17 protein-coding genes and 1 tRNA gene are annotated in these 15,887 nt (G+C 70.1%); 10 read left to right on the plus strand and 8 right to left on the minus strand.

The annotated features are described in order from the left end of the window. Window positions 1–64: 64 nt before the first annotated feature. Window positions 65–1,351, minus strand: a complete 1,287-nt coding sequence (locus H7I41_RS00280) for a PucR family transcriptional regulator (RefSeq protein WP_264010543.1) — start codon at window positions 1,349–1,351, stop codon at window positions 65–67. Window positions 1,352–1,392: 41 nt separating this feature from the next. Continuing rightward, the gene (gene aceE / locus H7I41_RS00285; protein ID WP_264010544.1) at window positions 1,393–4,182 is read right to left on the minus strand and encodes a pyruvate dehydrogenase (acetyl-transferring), homodimeric type; all 2,790 of its coding nucleotides are present in this window, start codon (window positions 4,180–4,182) and stop codon (window positions 1,393–1,395) included. A 266-nt stretch (window positions 4,183–4,448) separates the two neighbouring features. On the opposite strand from aceE, the gene H7I41_RS00290 reads away from it, so the two are divergent. The 4 genes from H7I41_RS00290 to H7I41_RS00305 all read left to right on the plus strand — a co-directional run bounded on the left by H7I41_RS00290 (window position 4,449) and on the right by H7I41_RS00305 (window position 6,440). Then, a complete protein-coding gene (locus tag H7I41_RS00290; protein WP_264010563.1) occupies window positions 4,449–4,874 on the plus strand; it encodes a DUF3052 domain-containing protein in 426 nt (141 codons plus the stop codon). Then, the gene (locus H7I41_RS00295; RefSeq protein ID WP_264010545.1) at window positions 4,874–5,341 is read left to right on the plus strand and encodes a peroxiredoxin; all 468 of its coding nucleotides are present in this window, start codon (window positions 4,874–4,876) and stop codon (window positions 5,339–5,341) included. The genes H7I41_RS00290 and H7I41_RS00295 overlap by 1 nt, the downstream gene beginning before the upstream one ends. A gap of 40 nt (window positions 5,342–5,381) precedes the next feature. Beyond that, window positions 5,382–5,453 (plus strand) — tRNA-Val (locus H7I41_RS00300). Window positions 5,454–5,456: 3 nt separating this feature from the next. After that, window positions 5,457–6,440, plus strand: coding sequence for a cobalamin biosynthesis protein (locus H7I41_RS00305; RefSeq protein ID WP_372503617.1), 984 nt, complete (start codon window positions 5,457–5,459; stop codon window positions 6,438–6,440). On the opposite strand, the gene H7I41_RS00310 is transcribed toward H7I41_RS00305, so the two are convergent. From H7I41_RS00310 to H7I41_RS00320, 3 genes are all read right to left on the minus strand, one after another. Further along, window positions 6,394–7,221 (minus strand): SURF1 family cytochrome oxidase biogenesis protein, encoded by an 828-nt coding sequence (locus H7I41_RS00310; RefSeq protein ID WP_264010547.1) that lies wholly within the window; start codon window positions 7,219–7,221, stop codon window positions 6,394–6,396. The two genes, H7I41_RS00305 and H7I41_RS00310, sit on opposite strands and share 47 nt — an antisense overlap. Then, complete coding sequence (locus H7I41_RS00315) at window positions 7,221–7,658, minus strand: arsenate reductase/protein-tyrosine-phosphatase family protein (RefSeq protein ID WP_505011353.1); 438 nt, start codon at window positions 7,656–7,658, stop codon at window positions 7,221–7,223. The genes H7I41_RS00310 and H7I41_RS00315 overlap by 1 nt, the downstream gene beginning before the upstream one ends. An 85-nt stretch (window positions 7,659–7,743) precedes the next feature. Beyond that, on the minus strand, window positions 7,744–8,424 hold the full coding sequence (locus H7I41_RS00320; RefSeq protein WP_264010549.1) for an HAD-IA family hydrolase: 681 nt from the start codon (window positions 8,422–8,424) through the stop codon (window positions 7,744–7,746). Window positions 8,425–8,495: 71 nt separating this feature from the next. On the opposite strand from H7I41_RS00320, the gene H7I41_RS00325 reads away from it, so the two are divergent. The 3 genes from H7I41_RS00325 to H7I41_RS00335 are packed head-to-tail and all read left to right on the plus strand — an operon-like array spanning window position 8,496 to window position 11,469. Then, entirely contained in the window at window positions 8,496–9,638 is a 1,143-nt protein-coding gene (locus H7I41_RS00325; protein WP_264010550.1) for a Nif3-like dinuclear metal center hexameric protein, read from the plus strand. Continuing rightward, complete coding sequence (locus H7I41_RS00330; RefSeq protein ID WP_264010551.1) at window positions 9,635–10,366, plus strand: zinc ribbon domain-containing protein; 732 nt, start codon at window positions 9,635–9,637, stop codon at window positions 10,364–10,366. Before H7I41_RS00325 ends, H7I41_RS00330 begins: the two co-directional genes overlap by 4 nt. Then, a complete protein-coding gene (locus tag H7I41_RS00335) occupies window positions 10,366–11,469 on the plus strand; it encodes a bifunctional RNase H/acid phosphatase (protein WP_264010552.1) in 1,104 nt (367 codons plus the stop codon). Before H7I41_RS00330 ends, H7I41_RS00335 begins: the two co-directional genes overlap by 1 nt. Window positions 11,470–11,482: 13 nt before the next feature. Here the strand turns inward: H7I41_RS00335 and H7I41_RS00340 are convergent, their stop codons facing one another. Continuing rightward, entirely contained in the window at window positions 11,483–12,067 is a 585-nt protein-coding gene (locus tag H7I41_RS00340; RefSeq protein ID WP_264010553.1) for a type II toxin-antitoxin system RelB family anti-toxin, read from the minus strand. A gap of 47 nt (window positions 12,068–12,114) precedes the next feature. On the opposite strand from H7I41_RS00340, the gene H7I41_RS00345 reads away from it, so the two are divergent. Beyond that, complete coding sequence (locus H7I41_RS00345; RefSeq protein WP_264010554.1) at window positions 12,115–13,071, plus strand: NAD(P)/FAD-dependent oxidoreductase; 957 nt, start codon at window positions 12,115–12,117, stop codon at window positions 13,069–13,071. After that, a complete protein-coding gene (locus tag H7I41_RS00350; RefSeq protein WP_264010555.1) occupies window positions 13,064–13,687 on the plus strand; it encodes a class I SAM-dependent methyltransferase in 624 nt (207 codons plus the stop codon). Before H7I41_RS00345 ends, H7I41_RS00350 begins: the two co-directional genes overlap by 8 nt. An 8-nt stretch (window positions 13,688–13,695) precedes the next feature. Here H7I41_RS00350 and H7I41_RS00355 read toward each other — a convergent pair whose 3' ends face one another. Both H7I41_RS00355 and H7I41_RS00360 read right to left on the minus strand, forming a co-directional pair. Then, a complete protein-coding gene (locus tag H7I41_RS00355) occupies window positions 13,696–14,424 on the minus strand; it encodes a 2OG-Fe(II) oxygenase (protein WP_276008107.1) in 729 nt (242 codons plus the stop codon). Then, window positions 14,424–14,933 (minus strand): methylated-DNA--[protein]-cysteine S-methyltransferase, encoded by a 510-nt coding sequence (locus H7I41_RS00360; protein ID WP_264010556.1) that lies wholly within the window; start codon window positions 14,931–14,933, stop codon window positions 14,424–14,426. The genes H7I41_RS00355 and H7I41_RS00360 overlap by 1 nt, the downstream gene beginning before the upstream one ends. Before the next feature lie 79 nt (window positions 14,934–15,012). Between H7I41_RS00360 and H7I41_RS00365 the strand changes: the two genes are divergently transcribed. Beyond that, on the plus strand, window positions 15,013–15,887 hold an 875-nt coding region (locus H7I41_RS00365; protein WP_264010557.1), incomplete at its 3' end, for a DUF222 domain-containing protein.

A 15,887-nucleotide genomic window follows, 5' to 3' on the forward strand; every position in this document is an offset into this window, starting at 1 on the left:
GTTTTTGTGGACAGTCCACAAAACTGCATGTGAAGCGACATCATCGACACCTCGCCGCAACGTGTTACCTGCGCCGCTGTGATGTCTCACCGGCCGGACGGACCGCCGGAACCTGCACAGATCCCTTGGTGGGCGCAGTCGGCTGATATGCCTTGTTGTTCAGCCGGCCCACCGTCACCGCCACCCGCAGCACGTAGGCGTCGCGGGGCAGCGTGGGATCCCGACCGGTGAAGTCGGCGATCCGTTTGAGGCGGTAACGGACGGTGTTTGGATGAACGAACAATTTGCGTGCGCAGGCTTCGATCGCACCGCCCGAATCCAGATAGGCGTCCAGGGTCTCGGTCAGCGCGGGCCCGGCGTCGGCCAGCGGCCTCATCACCTCAGAGGCGAGCGCGGCCATCGCGGTCGCGTCGCCGAGCAGTGCCCGTTCGGGCAGCAGCTCCCTGGCCGAAACGGGTCGCGGCGCCAGCGTCCAGCCGGCCACCGCGTTCATCCCGGAGATGGCCTCGGTGGCACTGCGGTGCGCACCCGCCAGCGTCGGCGCCGTCGGCCCGACCACCACCGGGCCGTCGGCGAACGCCCTCATCAGGTCGGTGACGAACCGGTCGGTCACTGACAGCGGCCCGGAGACGATCGCGACCAGCCAGTTGCCGTGCACATCGGTCAGGGCCGCCCGGTCGTTGCGGCTCACCACGTCGCGGACGTCGTCGGAGGCGAGATCCTTGCGATCGGGATGCGGCAGTCCCACGATGACGGTCGCGGGCGCGGTGGCGTCCCAGTTCAGTGCCGCGGCCTGGGACTGCAGTTCCGGTCCGATGTCGCCGCGCACCACCGCGTCGACCAGGTTGGCCTCCATTCGGGTGTCCCAGGCGCCGCGCGCCTCGGCCTGGTCGGCGTACGCGGTGGCCGCCGCGAACGCCAGGTCGCGGGAGTAGCGCAGGATGCCCGCGGTCAGCGCCGTGAGCTGCTCCTCGTTGCGGGCCAGTAGCGGCACGACCTCTTCGAAGAACTCCATCGTGATGCGGACCATCTCGACGGACTGGCGCAGCGCGATGCGCCGGCGGAGATCCTGGGGCACCACCTCGAAGGCCTGCGCGGTGTAGCTCACGTCGCTCTGCGGATCCCGCATCCACTCGACGAAGTTCACCACCGCGGCCTGCACCACGAGCTGCACGCTGGCCCGCTGCGAGGCCTCGAGGCCGGCGAAGAACGGCAGCCGCTCCTCCATGACGTGCACCGCCTGGGTGGCGAGCTGGCCGGAGAACTGCTTCAACCGGCGCAGCACCGCGTCCGGCACCGTCTGCAACACCTCGAGGGTCGACGCCGGCGGAACGTACCGATTGTCGGGCATCCCTAAAATCTACGCCAGTATTTGGCGGCTTCCTCCAACCGTCAGGCGACGCCGGGATCGGAGGTCTGCTCGGGGGCGGCCATCACGTCGTCGATCTCATAGCGCCGGGCCGCCTCGACGGCCACCGAGGAGTCGATGTTGCCGTCGCGGGCGAGTCCCTCCAGCACCGCCACCGCGACCGATTCACCGTCGGTGTTGAAATAGCGCCGTGCCGCGGGCCGGGTGTCGGAGAAGCCGAACCCGTCGGTGCCCAGCGTGATGTACGTGCCGGGCACCCACGGACGGATCAGCTCGGGCACACCGCGCATCCAGTCCGACACCGCCACGACCGGTCCGGCCGCGTCCTCGAGCACCTTGGTGATGTACGGGGTGCCCGCGGGCCGCTCCGGGTGGCGCAGCAGATCCTTCTCGACCTGGACACCGTCGCGATTCAGCTCGCCCCAGCTGGTGACCGACCAGACGTCGGCCGAGACGTCCCAGTCCTCGGCCAGCAGTTCTGCCGCCCGCAGCGCCGAGGGCATGCCGACGCCCGACACCAGGATCTGGGCGGTGTTCGACTTGCCCTGCGGCCCGCGCTTGTAGCGGTAGATGCCGCGCAGCAGGCCCTCGACGTCGAGCTCCTCGGGCTCGGCCGGCTGCTGGTAGGGCTCGTTGTAGATGGTGAGGTGGAAGAACACGTTCTCCGGGTTCTCGCCGTACATCCGTTCCAGACCGCTCTCGACGATGTAGGCGATCTCGTAGGCGAAGGCCGGATCGTAGGCCACCACAGCGGGATTCGTCGAGGCCAGCAGCAGCGAGTGGCCGTCGGCGTGCTGCAGCCCCTCGCCGACCAGCGTGGTGCGCCCGGCCGTCGCGCCCAGCACGAAGCCGCGGGCCATCTGGTCGGCCGCGGCCCAGAAGCTGTCACCGGTGCGCTGGAAACCGAACATCGAGTAGAAGATGTAGAGCGGGATCATCGGCTCGTTGTGGGTGGCGTAGGCGCTGCCCGCGGCGATGAACGTGCCGACCGAGCCGGCCTCGTTGATCCCCTCGTGCAGGATCTGGCCGACCTCGCTCTCCTTGTACGCCAGCATCAACTCCGCGTCCACGGACGTGTACAGCTGGCCGTTGCGGTTGTAGATCTTCAGATTCGGGAACCACGAATCCATCCCGAACGTGCGGGCCTCGTCGGGGATGATCGGCACGATGCGGTGCCCGATGTTCTTGTCCCGCAACAGTTCCTTGAACGTGCGCACGGTCGCCATGGTGGTGGCGACCTCCTGCTTGCCTGAGCCCTTCTTCAGCGCCTTGTAGGCGTCGCGGCCGGGCAGTGTCAGCGCCTTGGACTTCGTCCGCCGCTCGGGCACGAACCCGCCGAGCGCACGGCGCCGGTCGAGCAGGTAGCGGATCTCGGCCGCTTCCGGTCCGGGGTGGTAGTACGGCGGCAGGTAGGGATTGTCCTCGAGCTGCTCGTCGGTGATCGGGATGCGCTGCGCGTCGCGGAAGTCCTTGAGGTCCTGCAGCGCAAGCTTCTTCATCTGGTGGGTGGCGTTGCGGCCCTCGAAGTGCTTGCCGAGGGTGTAGCCCTTGATGGTCTTGGCCAGGATCACCGTCGGTTGGCCCTTGTGCTCCGTCGCGGCCCGGTAGGCGGCGTAGACCTTGCGGTAGTCGTGCCCGCCGCGCTTGAGATTCCAGATGTCGGTGTCGGACAGGTTCTCCACCAACTGCTTGGTGCGCGGGTCGCGGCCGAAGAAGTGGTCACGGACGTAACTGCCGTCGTTGGCCTTGTAGGTCTGGTAGTCGCCGTCGGGGGTGGTGTTCATCAGGTTCACCAGCGCGCCGTCGCGGTCGGCGTGCAGCAGCGCGTCCCACTCGCGGCCCCACACCACCTTGATGACGTTCCAGCCGGCGCCGCGGAAGAACGACTCCAGCTCCTGGATGATCTTGCCGTTGCCGCGCACCGGCCCGTCGAGGCGCTGCAGGTTGCAGTTGATGACGAAGGTCAGGTTGTCGAGCGCCTCCAGCGCGGCGACGTGGGCCAGGCCGCGGCTCTCGGGCTCGTCCATCTCACCGTCGCCGAGGAACGCCCACACGTGCTGATCGGAGGTGTCCTTGATGCCGCGGTCGTTCAGGTAGTGGTTGAACCGCGCCTGGTAGATCGCGTTCATCGGGCCCAGCCCCATCGAGACCGTGGGGAACTCCCAGAAGTCCGGCATCAGCCGCGGGTGCGGGTAGGACGGCAGCCCGCCGCCGGGGTGGCTGTGCTCCTGCCGGAAACCGTCGAGTTGGTCGGCGGTCAGCCGGCCCTCGAGGAACGCGCGGGCGTAGATGCCGGGGGAGGCGTGGCCCTGGATGAACACCTGGTCGCCGCCGCCGGGATGGCTCTTGCCGCGGAAGAAGTGGTTGAAGCCGACCTCGTACAGCGCAGCCGACGACGCATATGTCGAAATATGGCCGCCCACACCGACTCCCGGCCGTTGCGCGCGGTGCACCATGATGGCGGCGTTCCACCGGATCCACGCCCGGTACCGGCGCTCGACGTCCTCGTCGCCGGGAAACCACGGCTCCAGTTCGGTGGGAATGGTGTTGACGTAGTCGGTGGAGGTCAACGCCGGGATGGCGACGCGCTGCTCACCGGAGCGCTCGAGCAGCCGCAGCATCAGGTAGCGCGCCCGTGAGGGGCCGGACCGCTCCAGCAGTGCGTCGAACGATTCCAGCCATTCTGAGGTCTCTTCGGGGTCGATGTCGGGCAGGTACGACGCGACACCGTCACGGATCACCCGGACCCGGTCGGGCTCGGGTGAATTCGATGAGTTTTGAGCCAGGTCCTGGCGCGCGAACTCGGTGGTCAACTTCCGCTCCTTGGTAGTGCGGTACGGGGGTGCGGGCGCGATCGGCGCCAACGACCTCCATCGTCCTCCCATCGTGCCCGAACCGCACCGCTGGGGGTGAGGAGCCGAACTATCCGACGGTGGGGGGTGGCACGCGGTAACGTCTGCAGACCGTGCCGACCGGTGTGGTGCCTCATATTGACAAACCGGGCCGCCAGTCATCCGCGTCAGCAGGGCGGCGTGCGACGATAGGGCCGGTGCACTCACAGACACAAGGAGGACCGACGGTGGTCGCGGCGGCGGACGCCCCGAACTTCGCCCAGGGGCTGGGCATTGAAAAAGGACAGGTTGTCCAGGAGTTGGGCTGGGACGAGGACGTCGACGACGACATCCGGGCCGACATCGAGGACGCGTGCGGTGGCGAGCTGCTCGACGAGGATGCGGACGAGGTCGTCGACGTGGTCCTGCTCTGGTGGCGCAACGACGACGGCGATCTCGTCGACCGGTTGATGGATGCCATCACCCCGCTGGCCGAGGACGGTGTCATCTGGGTGGTCACCCCGAAGACGGGCAAGCCGGGTCACGTGCAGCCGGCGGAGATCGCCGAGTCGGCGCCGACCGCCGGGCTGATGCCCACGTCATCGGCCAACCTCGGGGACTGGATCGCCAGCCGGCTGGTGCAGCCGAAGTCCAAGGCCGCGGGAAGGCGTTAGTGCTGGGGCCGGGGGCGCAGGCACCCGACTTCACACTGAAGAACCAGCACGGCACGCCGGTGGCCCTCGCGGATTTCCGTGGTGCGCGCAACGTGGTACTGGTCTTCTTCCCGCTGGCATTCACCCCGACCTGTCAGCGCGAGCTCGACGAAATCCGCGACAACCTGTCCCGCTACGACAACGCCGACACGGCGACGCTGACCATCTCGGTCGGGCCGCCACCCACCCACAAGGCGTGGGCCGGCCGCCACGGCTATTCGTTCCCCGTGCTGGCCGACTTCTGGCCGCACGGCGCCGTCGCGAAGGCCTACGGGGTGTTCAACGACGACACCGGATATGCCAACCGCGGGACGTTCGTGGTGGACCGCTCCGGGACCATCCGGTTCGCCGAGATGAAGCAGCCGGGGGAGCCGCGCGACCAGGGCGTGTGGGCCGCCGCGCTGGCATCGTTGGCGTCCGCCGACTGATTTCCGATCGCAGGTCACCGCCGTGTAGCCTGCCCCGCACGGGCGTGTAGCTCAGTGGTAGAGCTCTGGTTTTACACACCAGCGGTCGGGGGTTCGAAACCCTCCGCGCCCACTCATGATCAGCCGTGAGACGCTTCCCTGCGTGTCGATCTCAGCGGGGGTGGCGGCCGGGTGTGCGGCCGATCTCGCGTTCGGCGATCCGCGGCGCGGCCATCCGGTGGCGTTGTTCGGCGGCGCCGCCGCCGGTCTGGAACGGGCGACCTACGCCGACAGCCGTGCCGCCGGGGCCGCGCACACCGGCGTGCTGCTCGGTCTGCTCACCGCGCTCGGCGTGTCGGCGCAGCGGACGTCGCGGCGCGGTGGCGGATTGGTGACCGCGTCGGTGACGGGCCTGGCGACGTTCGTCGCGCTCGGCGGTACGTCGCTCGCACAGGTCGGAGCCGACATGTCCGCGCTGCTGAACGCCGGCGACCTCGACGGCGCTCGCCGGCTGCTGCCGTCACTCTGCGGCCGTGACCCGTCGGTGCTCGACGCGGCGGGCCTGACGCGTGCGACGGTCGAGTCGATCGCCGAGAACACCTCCGACGCGCAGGTGGCGCCGCTGTGGTGGGCGTCGGTGGCCGGCGTGCCCGGCGTGCTGGTCTACCGCGGCGCGAACACCCTCGACGCGATGATCGGGCACCGCTCGCCGCGCTATGCGAACTTCGGCTGGGCCGCGGCGCGTCTGGACGACGTGCTGAACTACCTCCCGGCCCGGGTCGCCGGTCTGCTGGTGGCGCTGTGCGCCCCGGTGGTCGGCGGCTCGCCCGCGGCCGCGGTGCGGGCCTGGCGGCGCGACGCCGCGCGCCATCCGAGCCCGAATGCCGGCGTGGTGGAGGCGGCGTTCGCCGGTGCGCTCGGAGTGCGGCTTGGCGGGCCGACGCAGTACGCCCACGAGCTGGAGATCCGCCCCACCCTCGGTGACGGCCGCATCCCGGAGGCCGCGGACGTCGGCAGGGCGGTGCGGCTGTCGCGGGCCGTGCAGCTGGCCGCCGCGGTGCTGGCCGTTCTGCTCAGCGCCGCCGGCCGTAGCGGTCGGCGATCTTCTGTTCGGCGGTGAGTGGCGCAGGCGGGGCCGCTGCCGCCGCGGCCGCCGCGGCCTTCTCCAGTCGGCGCTGCCGGATCTCGGAGTACACGAAGTAGCCCAGCCCGATGGGGGCGATGATGCCGAACGCGATCCACTGGATGCCGTAGGACAGGAACGGCCCGGCGTCGAGGTGCGGCAGCGGGATGACCCCGAGGCCGCCGGGCTGGTCCTCGACGAGCTGCAGGTAGGAACCGGTGAGCGGGACACCCGTCAGCGCCGAGACCTGCGCGGTGTTGATCGAGTACACCTGCTCGAAGCTCTCGGCGCGCATCGGCTTCTTGTCGGCCGCAACCTGTTCGGAGTCGCGCAGCCGCGCGGTGATGGTGACCGTGCCCCCCGGCGCGGGGTCGATCGGCGGCACCTGGGAGCCCTGCTCCGGTTTGGCGTACCCGCGGTTGACCAGCACGGTGGGCCCGCCGTCGACGGCGAACGGCACCAGCACCTCGTAGGCGGGGTCGCCGTCGACCACCCGCAGCCGGGCCAGCACCTGTGCGTCGGGCAGGTAGTGCCCGGTCGCCGTCACCCGCCGCCACTGGTCGTCGACCGCCGACGAATTCTGTTGCGGCAGCAGGGTTGTCACCGGAACCGGATCCGCGGTCAGCGAGTAGGCGATCTGGTCGTTCTCTCGGGAGGTCTTGGTGTTCTTGCCGAGCTGCCACGGCGCCAGCACGGTGAAACACAGGTAGGCGAACGCCATCACCACGACGAACAGGGCGAGCCAGCCCGGTCGCAGGAAGAACGCCCACCGTCGCATCAGCTGGCCAGCCCGCGTTCGGCGAGGCGTTCGTCCACCCAGTCGTGCAGGCCGGGCAGCGCCGCTTCGATCACCCGGAACACGTCCTCGAAATCGTCCTGGGTGCCGTAGTAGGGGTCGTCGACGTCCAGCGCGTGCGCGCCCGAGCGCGGGTCGAACGAGCGCAGCATCCGCAGCCGGTTGGACGGCACGCCCTGTTCACCGAGCATGCGCAGGTGGTTGCGGCCAAGCGCCACCACGAGGTCGGCGCTGCGGTGGTCGTCGTCGACCTGCGCCGCGCAGTGGGCCGACGGGTAGCCGTGGGCACGCAGGACGCGACCGGCGCGGCTGTCGGCCGGGTCGCCCGCGTGCCAGCCGCCGGTGCCCGCGCTGCTCACCCGCACCACCTCGGCCAGGCCGCGCTCGGCGATCTGATGGGCGAACATCTTCTCCGCCATCGGCGAGCGGCAGATGTTGCCCGAGCAGATGAACGTGACGTGCAGTGGTTCATCCCCGGGTCGCGTCGCTCCTGCCCGCCGTGGGTCAGACACCGAGCACCTCGCGCAGGTCGGCCACGGTGGCCACGTGCGCCCGCCCGCGCACAGCGCCGGGTTCGGTGAAATCGGTGCGGCCGTAGCCCCAGTCGACCACCACCGTGTCGATGCCGTGCGCGGCGGCGCCCTCGACGTCGTGGCTGCGGTCGCCGACCATCAGCACCCGCTCGGGCAGCGGCGTCAGCTTCGCCAGCGCATGGGCCACCACGTCGGCCTTCGCGGCGCGCGAGCCGTCGACGCTGGCGCCGGCGATCACCTCGAAGTGGTCGGCCAGACCGAAGTGCTCGAGGATGCGGTGCGCCGTGGGTTCGGCCTTCGATGTGGCCACCGCCAGCCGCACGCCGGCCGCCCGCAGATCCGCCAGCAGGCCGGGGATGCCGTCGAACAGGCTGTTCATCGACCAGCCGCGCGTCGTGTAGTCGGCCCGGTAGGCGGCGACCGCGGCGGCGGTGCGGTCCCCGAGCCCCATCGCCCCGAGCGTGTGGTGCATCGGCGGCCCGATGATCCGGCCGGCCAGGTCGCCGTCGGGCACCGTGGCGCCGACCTCGGCGAGCGCGTGCTTGAAGCTCGACACGATCCCGCGGGCGGAGTCGGTCAGGGTTCCGTCGAGGTCGAAGAGGACCAGCTGCGGTCGCGTCCCGGCGAGCGTGCTGTCCAGCGTGTCCGTCACACCGCCATTGTCCCCGACGCGGTGCGTCGTCCCGAAATCCCACCGGACGGACCGCCCATTACTGTCGTGATGTGGGGAGTGTCCGTCTGGCCGAGATCATCGACGTCCTCGACGACGCGTATCCGCCCGGGCTGGCCGAGGGCTGGGATTCGGTGGGCCTGGTGTGCGGCGATCCCGACGAGGCCGTCACGTCCGTGACGGTCGCGGTTGACGCCACCGCCGACGTCATCGACGAGGTGCCCGACGGCGGGCTGTTGCTGGCGCACCACCCGCTGCTGCTGCGCGGTGTGGACACCGTGGCGGCGAGCACCCCCAAGGGCGCGCTGGTGCACCGGTTGCTGCGCTCAGGCCGGGCCCTGTTCACCGCGCACACCAACGCCGACATCGCCCGACCCGGCGTCTCCGACGCACTGGCCGAGGCGATCGGGCTCGAGGTGGGCGACGCGCTGTCCCCGTCCGGCCCGGGTACGAACCTGGACAAGTGGGTCGTCTACGTGCCGACCGAGGATTCCGACGCGCTGCGCGAGGCGCTCTTCGCAGCAGGCGCCGGCCACATCGGTGACTACTCGCACTGCAGCTGGACCGTCGCCGGAACCGGTCAGTTCCTGCCGCACGACGGCGCGAACCCGGCGATCGGCAGCGTCGGCGCCGTCGAGCGGGTGCCGGAGGACCGGGTCGAGGTGATCGCACCGGCGAAGCTGCGGGCACACATCCTGGCCGCCGTGCGATCCGCCCATCCCTACGAGGAACCCGCGTTCGACGTCTTCGCGCTGGCGCCGCTGCTGGGCGACACCGGCCTCGGCCGGATCGGCGAGCTGCCCGCCCCAGAACCGCTCTCGGTGTTCGTCGCGCGGGTCCGCGCCGCACTGCCCGAGACGACGTGGGGGGTGCGCGCCGCGGGCGATCCGCGTGCGACGGTGTCCAGAGTGGCAGTGTGCGGCGGCGCGGGGGATTCCCTGCTGGACGCCGTGACGGCCGCGGACGTGCAGGCCTACGTCACCGCCGACCTGCGCCATCATCCCGCCGACGAGCACCGGCGGGGCTCGCCGGTCGCGCTGGTCGACGTAGCGCACTGGGCGAGTGAATTCCCCTGGTGCCACCAGGCCGCCGAGCTCGTGCGCGGCCGGTTCGGCGCCGCACTGCCGGTGCAGGTGTGCCCGGTGCGCACCGACCCGTGGAACGTCGAGGACGACCGTACGGAAAAGAGGACATGAAAGCCGAAGTAGTGCACCAGCGTTCATTGCTCGAGCTGGCCCAGGTCGACGCCGAGCTGAGCCGCATCGACCACCGGACCAAGAACCTCGCCGAGCAGCAAAAATTTGACGCCGTGCAGGCCGAGCACAGCGCGGCCAACGACAGGCTGGCCGTTCTGCGGATCGCGCTGGACGATCTCGAGGGCCAGGCGACCAAGCTCGAAGGTGAGATCGACTCGGTGCGCAAGCGGGAGGACCGGGACCGCTCACTGCTCGACAACGCCACCAACGCCAAGCAGATCACCGAACTGCAGCACGAACTCGAGACGCTGCAGCGCAGGCAGGCCAGCCTGGAGGACTCGCTGCTGGAGGTGATGGAGCGGCGCGAGGAGTTGCAGGAGCAGCAGGCGGCGGCGCTCACCGACATCGACGACCTGCAGACCGGTCTGAGTGCCGCCCGGGCGGCGCGGGACGCGGCGGTCAACGAACTCGGCCAGACCCGGCGCCAACGTGCCGAGCGCCGTGACGAACTCGTCGAAGCACTCGACGCCGAGCTGGTGAAACTCTACGAGCGTCAGCGGTCCGGGGGCGGTCCCGGGGCGGGCGCGCTGCAGGGCCGGCGGTGCGGCGCCTGCCGGATCGAGATCGACCGCGGCGAACTGGCGAGGATCTCCGCCGCGCCCGAGGACGAGGTGCTCCGATGCCCGGAGTGCGGTGCGATCCTGTTGCGGGTCAAGGACAACGGCTGATGAAGGTGATCGTCGAGGCCGACGGCGGGTCGCGCGGCAATCCGGGTCCCGCCGGCTTCGGTGCGGTGGTGTTCTCGTCCGACCGTGCCACCGTTCTGGCCGAGAGCAAGCAGGCGATCGGACGTGCCACCAACAACGTCGCCGAGTACCGCGGGCTGATCGCGGGACTCGAGGAGGCCGCCGCGGTGGGCGCCACCGAGGTGGCGGTCGCCATGGATTCCAAGCTGGTGGTCGAGCAGATGAGCGGCCGCTGGAAGGTCAAGCATCCCGACCTGGTCGAACTGCACCGCGAAGCACAGGGTGTGGCGGGCAGATTCGAGCGGGTGGAGTACCGCTGGATACCGCGCGCACAGAACTCCCACGCCGACCGGCTGGCCAACGAAGCCATGGACGCCGCCGCGGGAATCGGTGACGGCCCGTCCGAACCGGCGGAGAACCCATCTGCGTCGACACAGGTGGTGTCCAACCCGGCGGGGTGGACCGGTGCCCGGGGCGCACCCACCCGGCTGATGCTGCTGCGGCACGGGCAGACCGAATTGTCCGTGCAGCGGCGTTATTCCGGCCGAGGCAATCCGGCGTTGACCGAACTGGGCCGCAGGCAGGCCGACGCCGCGGCGGCATACCTCGGTGAGCGCGGCGGGATCGCGGCCGTCGTGACGTCGCCGCTGCAACGCGCGTACGACACCGCCGCGGCGGCGGCCAAAGCCCTCGGGCTCGACCTCAGCGTCGACGAAGACCTCATCGAAACGGACTTCGGTGACTGGGAGGGCCTGACGTTCTCCGAGGCCTCCGAGCGCGATCCCGAACTGCACTCGCGGTGGCTGCGCGACACCGCCATCGACCCGCCCGGCGGCGAGAGCTTCGACACCGTGGCGCACCGCGTCCGGCGGGCACGCGACCGCATCATCGCCGAGCACGGCGACGCGACCGTCCTGGTGGTGTCCCACGTGACGCCGATCAAGACCATGCTGCGGTTGGCGCTCGACGCCGGGCCCACGATCCTCTACCGGCTGCACCTCGACCTGGCCTCCCTGAGCATCGCCGAGTTCTACCCCGACGGCGCTGCGTCGGTGCGGCTGGTGAACCAGACGTCCTATCTCTGACCGGAGGCGCCGATCAGGACGTGTGCAGGTGCAGGCGCTCGCCGTGCGGCCCGAAGATCGCGAGCGCCTCGACCGCTTCCTCCACGGCGCCGAACCAGTGTGGCGTCCATGTCGAGAATTCCACCGCCTCACCGGGTTTGACGGTGAAATCCTGGTCGCCCAGGATCAACCGCAGTCGGCCCGAGAGCACGTACATCCAGTCCTGCCCCTCGTGCACCGGCAGTTCCTCCGGCGGCTTGCGGCGCCGCGCGCTGACCCGGATCTTGAACGCGTGCAGGCCGCTTGCCGGGCCCTGCCGGGTCAGCGGCCAGTAGGTGACGCCGTGATGGGTGCGTGAGCTGCTCTTCACCCGTGGGTCCTCGGCGTCGGGCGCGCGCAGCAGGTCGTCGGTGCTCACCGACAGTGCGGCGGCGAGGCGCGGCAGGTGGTCCAGAGCGAGGCGACGCTTGCCCGATTCCAGCCTGCTGAGCGTCGACACGTCGATGCTCGACCGGTTCGCCACCTCCTCGAGCGTGAGCCCGCGCTGTGTCCGCAACTCCCGTAACCGCCGCCGGACCCGCTGGTCGACGCTGTCTTCCTCCGCCGTCTTTGCCTGCATGGCAAAACAGCTTGGCACTTGACTGGTGTGCGCGGCAACCTCGGGACATGGACGAGATCTGGGATTGTGTGGTGGTGGGCGGCGGCGCCGCGGGTTTGAGTGCTGCGCTGGTGCTGGGACGTGCGCGGCGACGGACACTGGTGGTCGACGCCGGCGCGCAGAGCAACCTGTCCGCGCACGGAATCGGTGGGCTGCTGGGGTTCGACGGCCGGGCGCCTGCGGAACTGTACGCGGCGGGCAGATCCGAACTGGCGGCGTATCCCTCCGTGGAGCTGCAGACCGGTGAAGTGGTCGACGCCCAGCGTACCGACGGCGGGTTCGCCCTGCTGCTGCAGGACGGTCGACGGGTCGCGACGCGGCGAATCGTGTTGGCGGGCGGGATGTCCTACGACGTCCCGGCGCTGGCGGGGGTGGACCGGCTGTGGGGCAGGTCGGTGTTCCACTGCCCCTTCTGCCACGGCTGGGAGGTCAGGGATCAACCCGTCGCAGTGCTCGCCCGCGGACCACGCGCCGTGCACGCGTCGCTGCTGTTGCGGGGATGGAGCGACGACGTCGTGGTGCTCACCGACGGACCGGCGGACCTGGACAGCGAGGACCGCGCGCGACTGACCGCGGCCGGGGTCGACATCGACGAACGCACGGTGGCGGGGCTGCGGATCGTCGACGACGGGCTCGAGGCAATCGAATTCGCCGAGGGGGCGCGCATCGACCGGCGCGCCCTGATGGTGACCCCGAGGCTGCGTCAGCGTTCACCGCTCGCCGCTCAGCTGGGCGTGCGGTTCCAGGAATCACACCCCCTCGCCGAGGACGCGGTGGCCGTCGATGACCTGCAACGCACGTCGGTGCCCGGCGTGTTCGCCGCGGGTGACGTGTGCGTACAGGTGCCGCAGGTCGCGGCGGCGGTGGCCGCCGGATCGCTGGCCGGCGCGTCGGTGATGCAGACCTCGATGGCCGACGACCACGGGTTGCCGGTCCCCGAATGGAAGGAACACGTGAATGTCTGAGGCGCAAAAGTTCTGGGACGAGCTGTACGGCGCGCGCGAGCGGGTGTGGAGCGGCCGGGTGAATCCCTGGCTCGCCGAGACGGCCGCGCCGCTCTCGCCGGGGCGTGCTCTCGATCTCGGCTGTGGCGAGGGCGGGGACTCCGTGTGGCTGGCCGAGCACGGATGGCTTGTGACGGCGGTCGACATCTCGCCGACGGCGTTGGACCGGGCGGCCGCCGCCGCGGAGGCGGCCGGGGTGACGGCGCGGATCGACTTCCAGCGTCACGATCTGCTGGAGAGCTTCCCCGACGGCGAGTTCGACCTGGTGTCAGCGCAGTTCCTGCAGTCGCCGCTGGACTTCGACCGTGACACGGTGCTGCGCCGCGCCGTCGCCGCGGTCGCGCCGGGTGGAGTGCTGATCGTCGTCGACCATGGTGCGGCGCCGCCGTGGGCACATGAGATGGCGCGCAAGCATCGCTTCCTGTCGGTCGACGAGGTGATCGACCCCATCGGACTCGATCCCGCCGAGTGGCAACGGGTTCGCGCCGAGCCGGTCGAGCGTTCCGCCACCGGCCCGGACGGTGAGGCGGGGACCCTGCTCGACAACGTCATCGTGCTGCGCCGGGTGACGCACTAGGCCGAGGCTCAGGTGGCGTCGTGGAACACCAGGCCGAGGGTGAACCGCTCGCCGGACCGGACCGTCGACACGCCGTGGCGGACCGGCGCGGCACTCCAGCCGCGGGCGGAGCGCACCGGCCTTTCACGCGTGGTGAACACGAACCCGTGGCAGAACGGCACCGTCGTCGAGGTGCCGCGGGACTGTGCGCGGGGGCGCTGCTCGAGCAGCAGGAACTCGCCGCCCGTGTGGTCGATGCCGGGCTCGTTGAGACCGATCACCACCTGCAGGGGAAAGATCATGTCTCCGTACAGGTCCCGATGTAGCGCGTTCCAGTCGCCGGGGCCGTATCGGAGCAGGATTGCCGTCGACCGGGTCTGGCCCGCGGTGTGGCATGCGGCCAGCCACTCGTCGAGACTGTCGGGCCAGGGGGCCTCACGTCCGAGCCGGGACCACCAGTCCCGCGCGATCGGCAGAAGGCGGGGGTAGAGCGCGTGCTTGAGCTGCTCGACGGGCTCGGGTAGCGGGCGGTCGAAGTACCGGTACTCGCCGCGGCCGAAGCGGTATCTGCTCATGTCGATCGTCGAGCGGAACTGTGCGTCGTCGTCGTACCGGCCGCGTAGCTCAGCCGCCTCGGCGGGGGAGAGCAGCGCGGGCAGCAGGGCGCCGCCGAACTCGTCCAGTTCGGCGGCGACCCCCGCCCAAGCGGCGGAGTCCACGCGTCGCTGCCAATCATGGTGATGCACCGCCCCGCTCATCAAAAGAGCCTCGCCGCCCTGAGCTCCGCAGGCTCCTCCAGATCGAGCAGCAGCTTCTTGCGTGCGACGCCGCCCGCGTAGCCGGTCAGCCGTCCGGCCTTGCCCACCACCCGATGGCACGGGATCACGATGCTCAGCGGGTTGCGGCCGACGATTTGACCGATCTCGCGGGCCGTCAAGCCGCCGGCGGTATCCGCCAGTTCGCCGTACGTCGCCGTGGCGCCGTAGGGAATCGTGGTGAGCTGTTCCCAGACACGTCGCTGCGTGATGTCACCGCGCGGATCGATCGGCAAATCGAGTGTGGTGCGGGCGCCGACAAGGTAGTCGCACAACTGGTTCTGCGCCTCGGCCAGCAGCGGGTCGGTGTCCGCGTCGACGCGTGGGCCGAAGCCGTTCTTCGCCGGTCTTGGCCAGTGCCCCTGGAAATACAGACCGGTCAGCGCGTCGCCCTCGGCGGCCAGCGTCAAGTCGTCGAGCGGGCTGTCGATCACGGTGTGTCGGATGCTCATGGGCGTCCTCCTCTCATCATGTAGACGGCGGGGGAGTCGAAAGCGTGAGTTGTCGTACCCCTCTGCAATAATCGAATGTATGTTCGATCCGGCGCAGGCAAGCTTCGATCAGGTGCTGGCCGTCGCGCGTCCGGAGTCGGTCGAGGCGCGCGAACTGATCTCGGTTGTGGTGGCGGCGGCGCGGCGGGAGAATCAGCAGGCCGCAGCGCGGTTGACCGCGATCGGCGAGGTGTATGCACTGCGGATTTCAGAGCGCGATGAGCTCAGCGACCAGTGGGCCGTGGACACCGAATCCGCGGTGGCCGTCGAGATCGGCGCCGCCCTCAACATCGCCTACGAGCGGGCCAAGGATCAGGTCAGCCTCGCCCGCGGGCTGCGTGAACGCCTACCGTTGGTCGCGGCGATGTTCCGCGCCGGTGAACTGAGTCTGCCCATCGTCGAGACGCTGCTGCAGCGCACGACCCTGATCACCGACCCCGCCGTCTTGACCCACGTCGACGCCACCCTGGCAGGTGCGTCGGCCCGGCTGATGCGGCTCAGTTACGGCCAGATGTGCGGATATGTCGACCGCGTCATCGCCACACACGATCGAGATGCGGTGCGGCGCCGCCAGAAAGCAGCCGACGAGCGTGAGATCTGGGTCATCGACGGCCTCGACGGCATGAGCANTNTCGGCGGCACCATGCCCACCGCCGGGGCCCGAGTGTTCGACAACCGCCTCGACGCGCTCGCCGACACCGTCTGCCCGGCCGATCCCCGCACCAAGAAGCAGCGCCGCGTCGATGCCATCGAAGCCATCTCCAGCGGCGCCGACCACCTGCAGTGCCAATGCGGCAATCCCGACTGCCCGAGCAAGGACGCCGTCGCCGCACCCTTCGTCATCCATGTCGTGAACGGACCCGACGAGCACCCGGACACCGAAGCCCAACCGGCCGAGCCCGCCGAGTCCGCTGA

The sequence above is a fragment of the [Mycobacterium] manitobense genome (genome assembly GCF_025821665.1).
In the GTDB taxonomy this organism is placed as follows: Bacteria; Actinomycetota; Actinomycetes; order Mycobacteriales; family Mycobacteriaceae; genus Mycobacterium; species Mycobacterium arseniciresistens.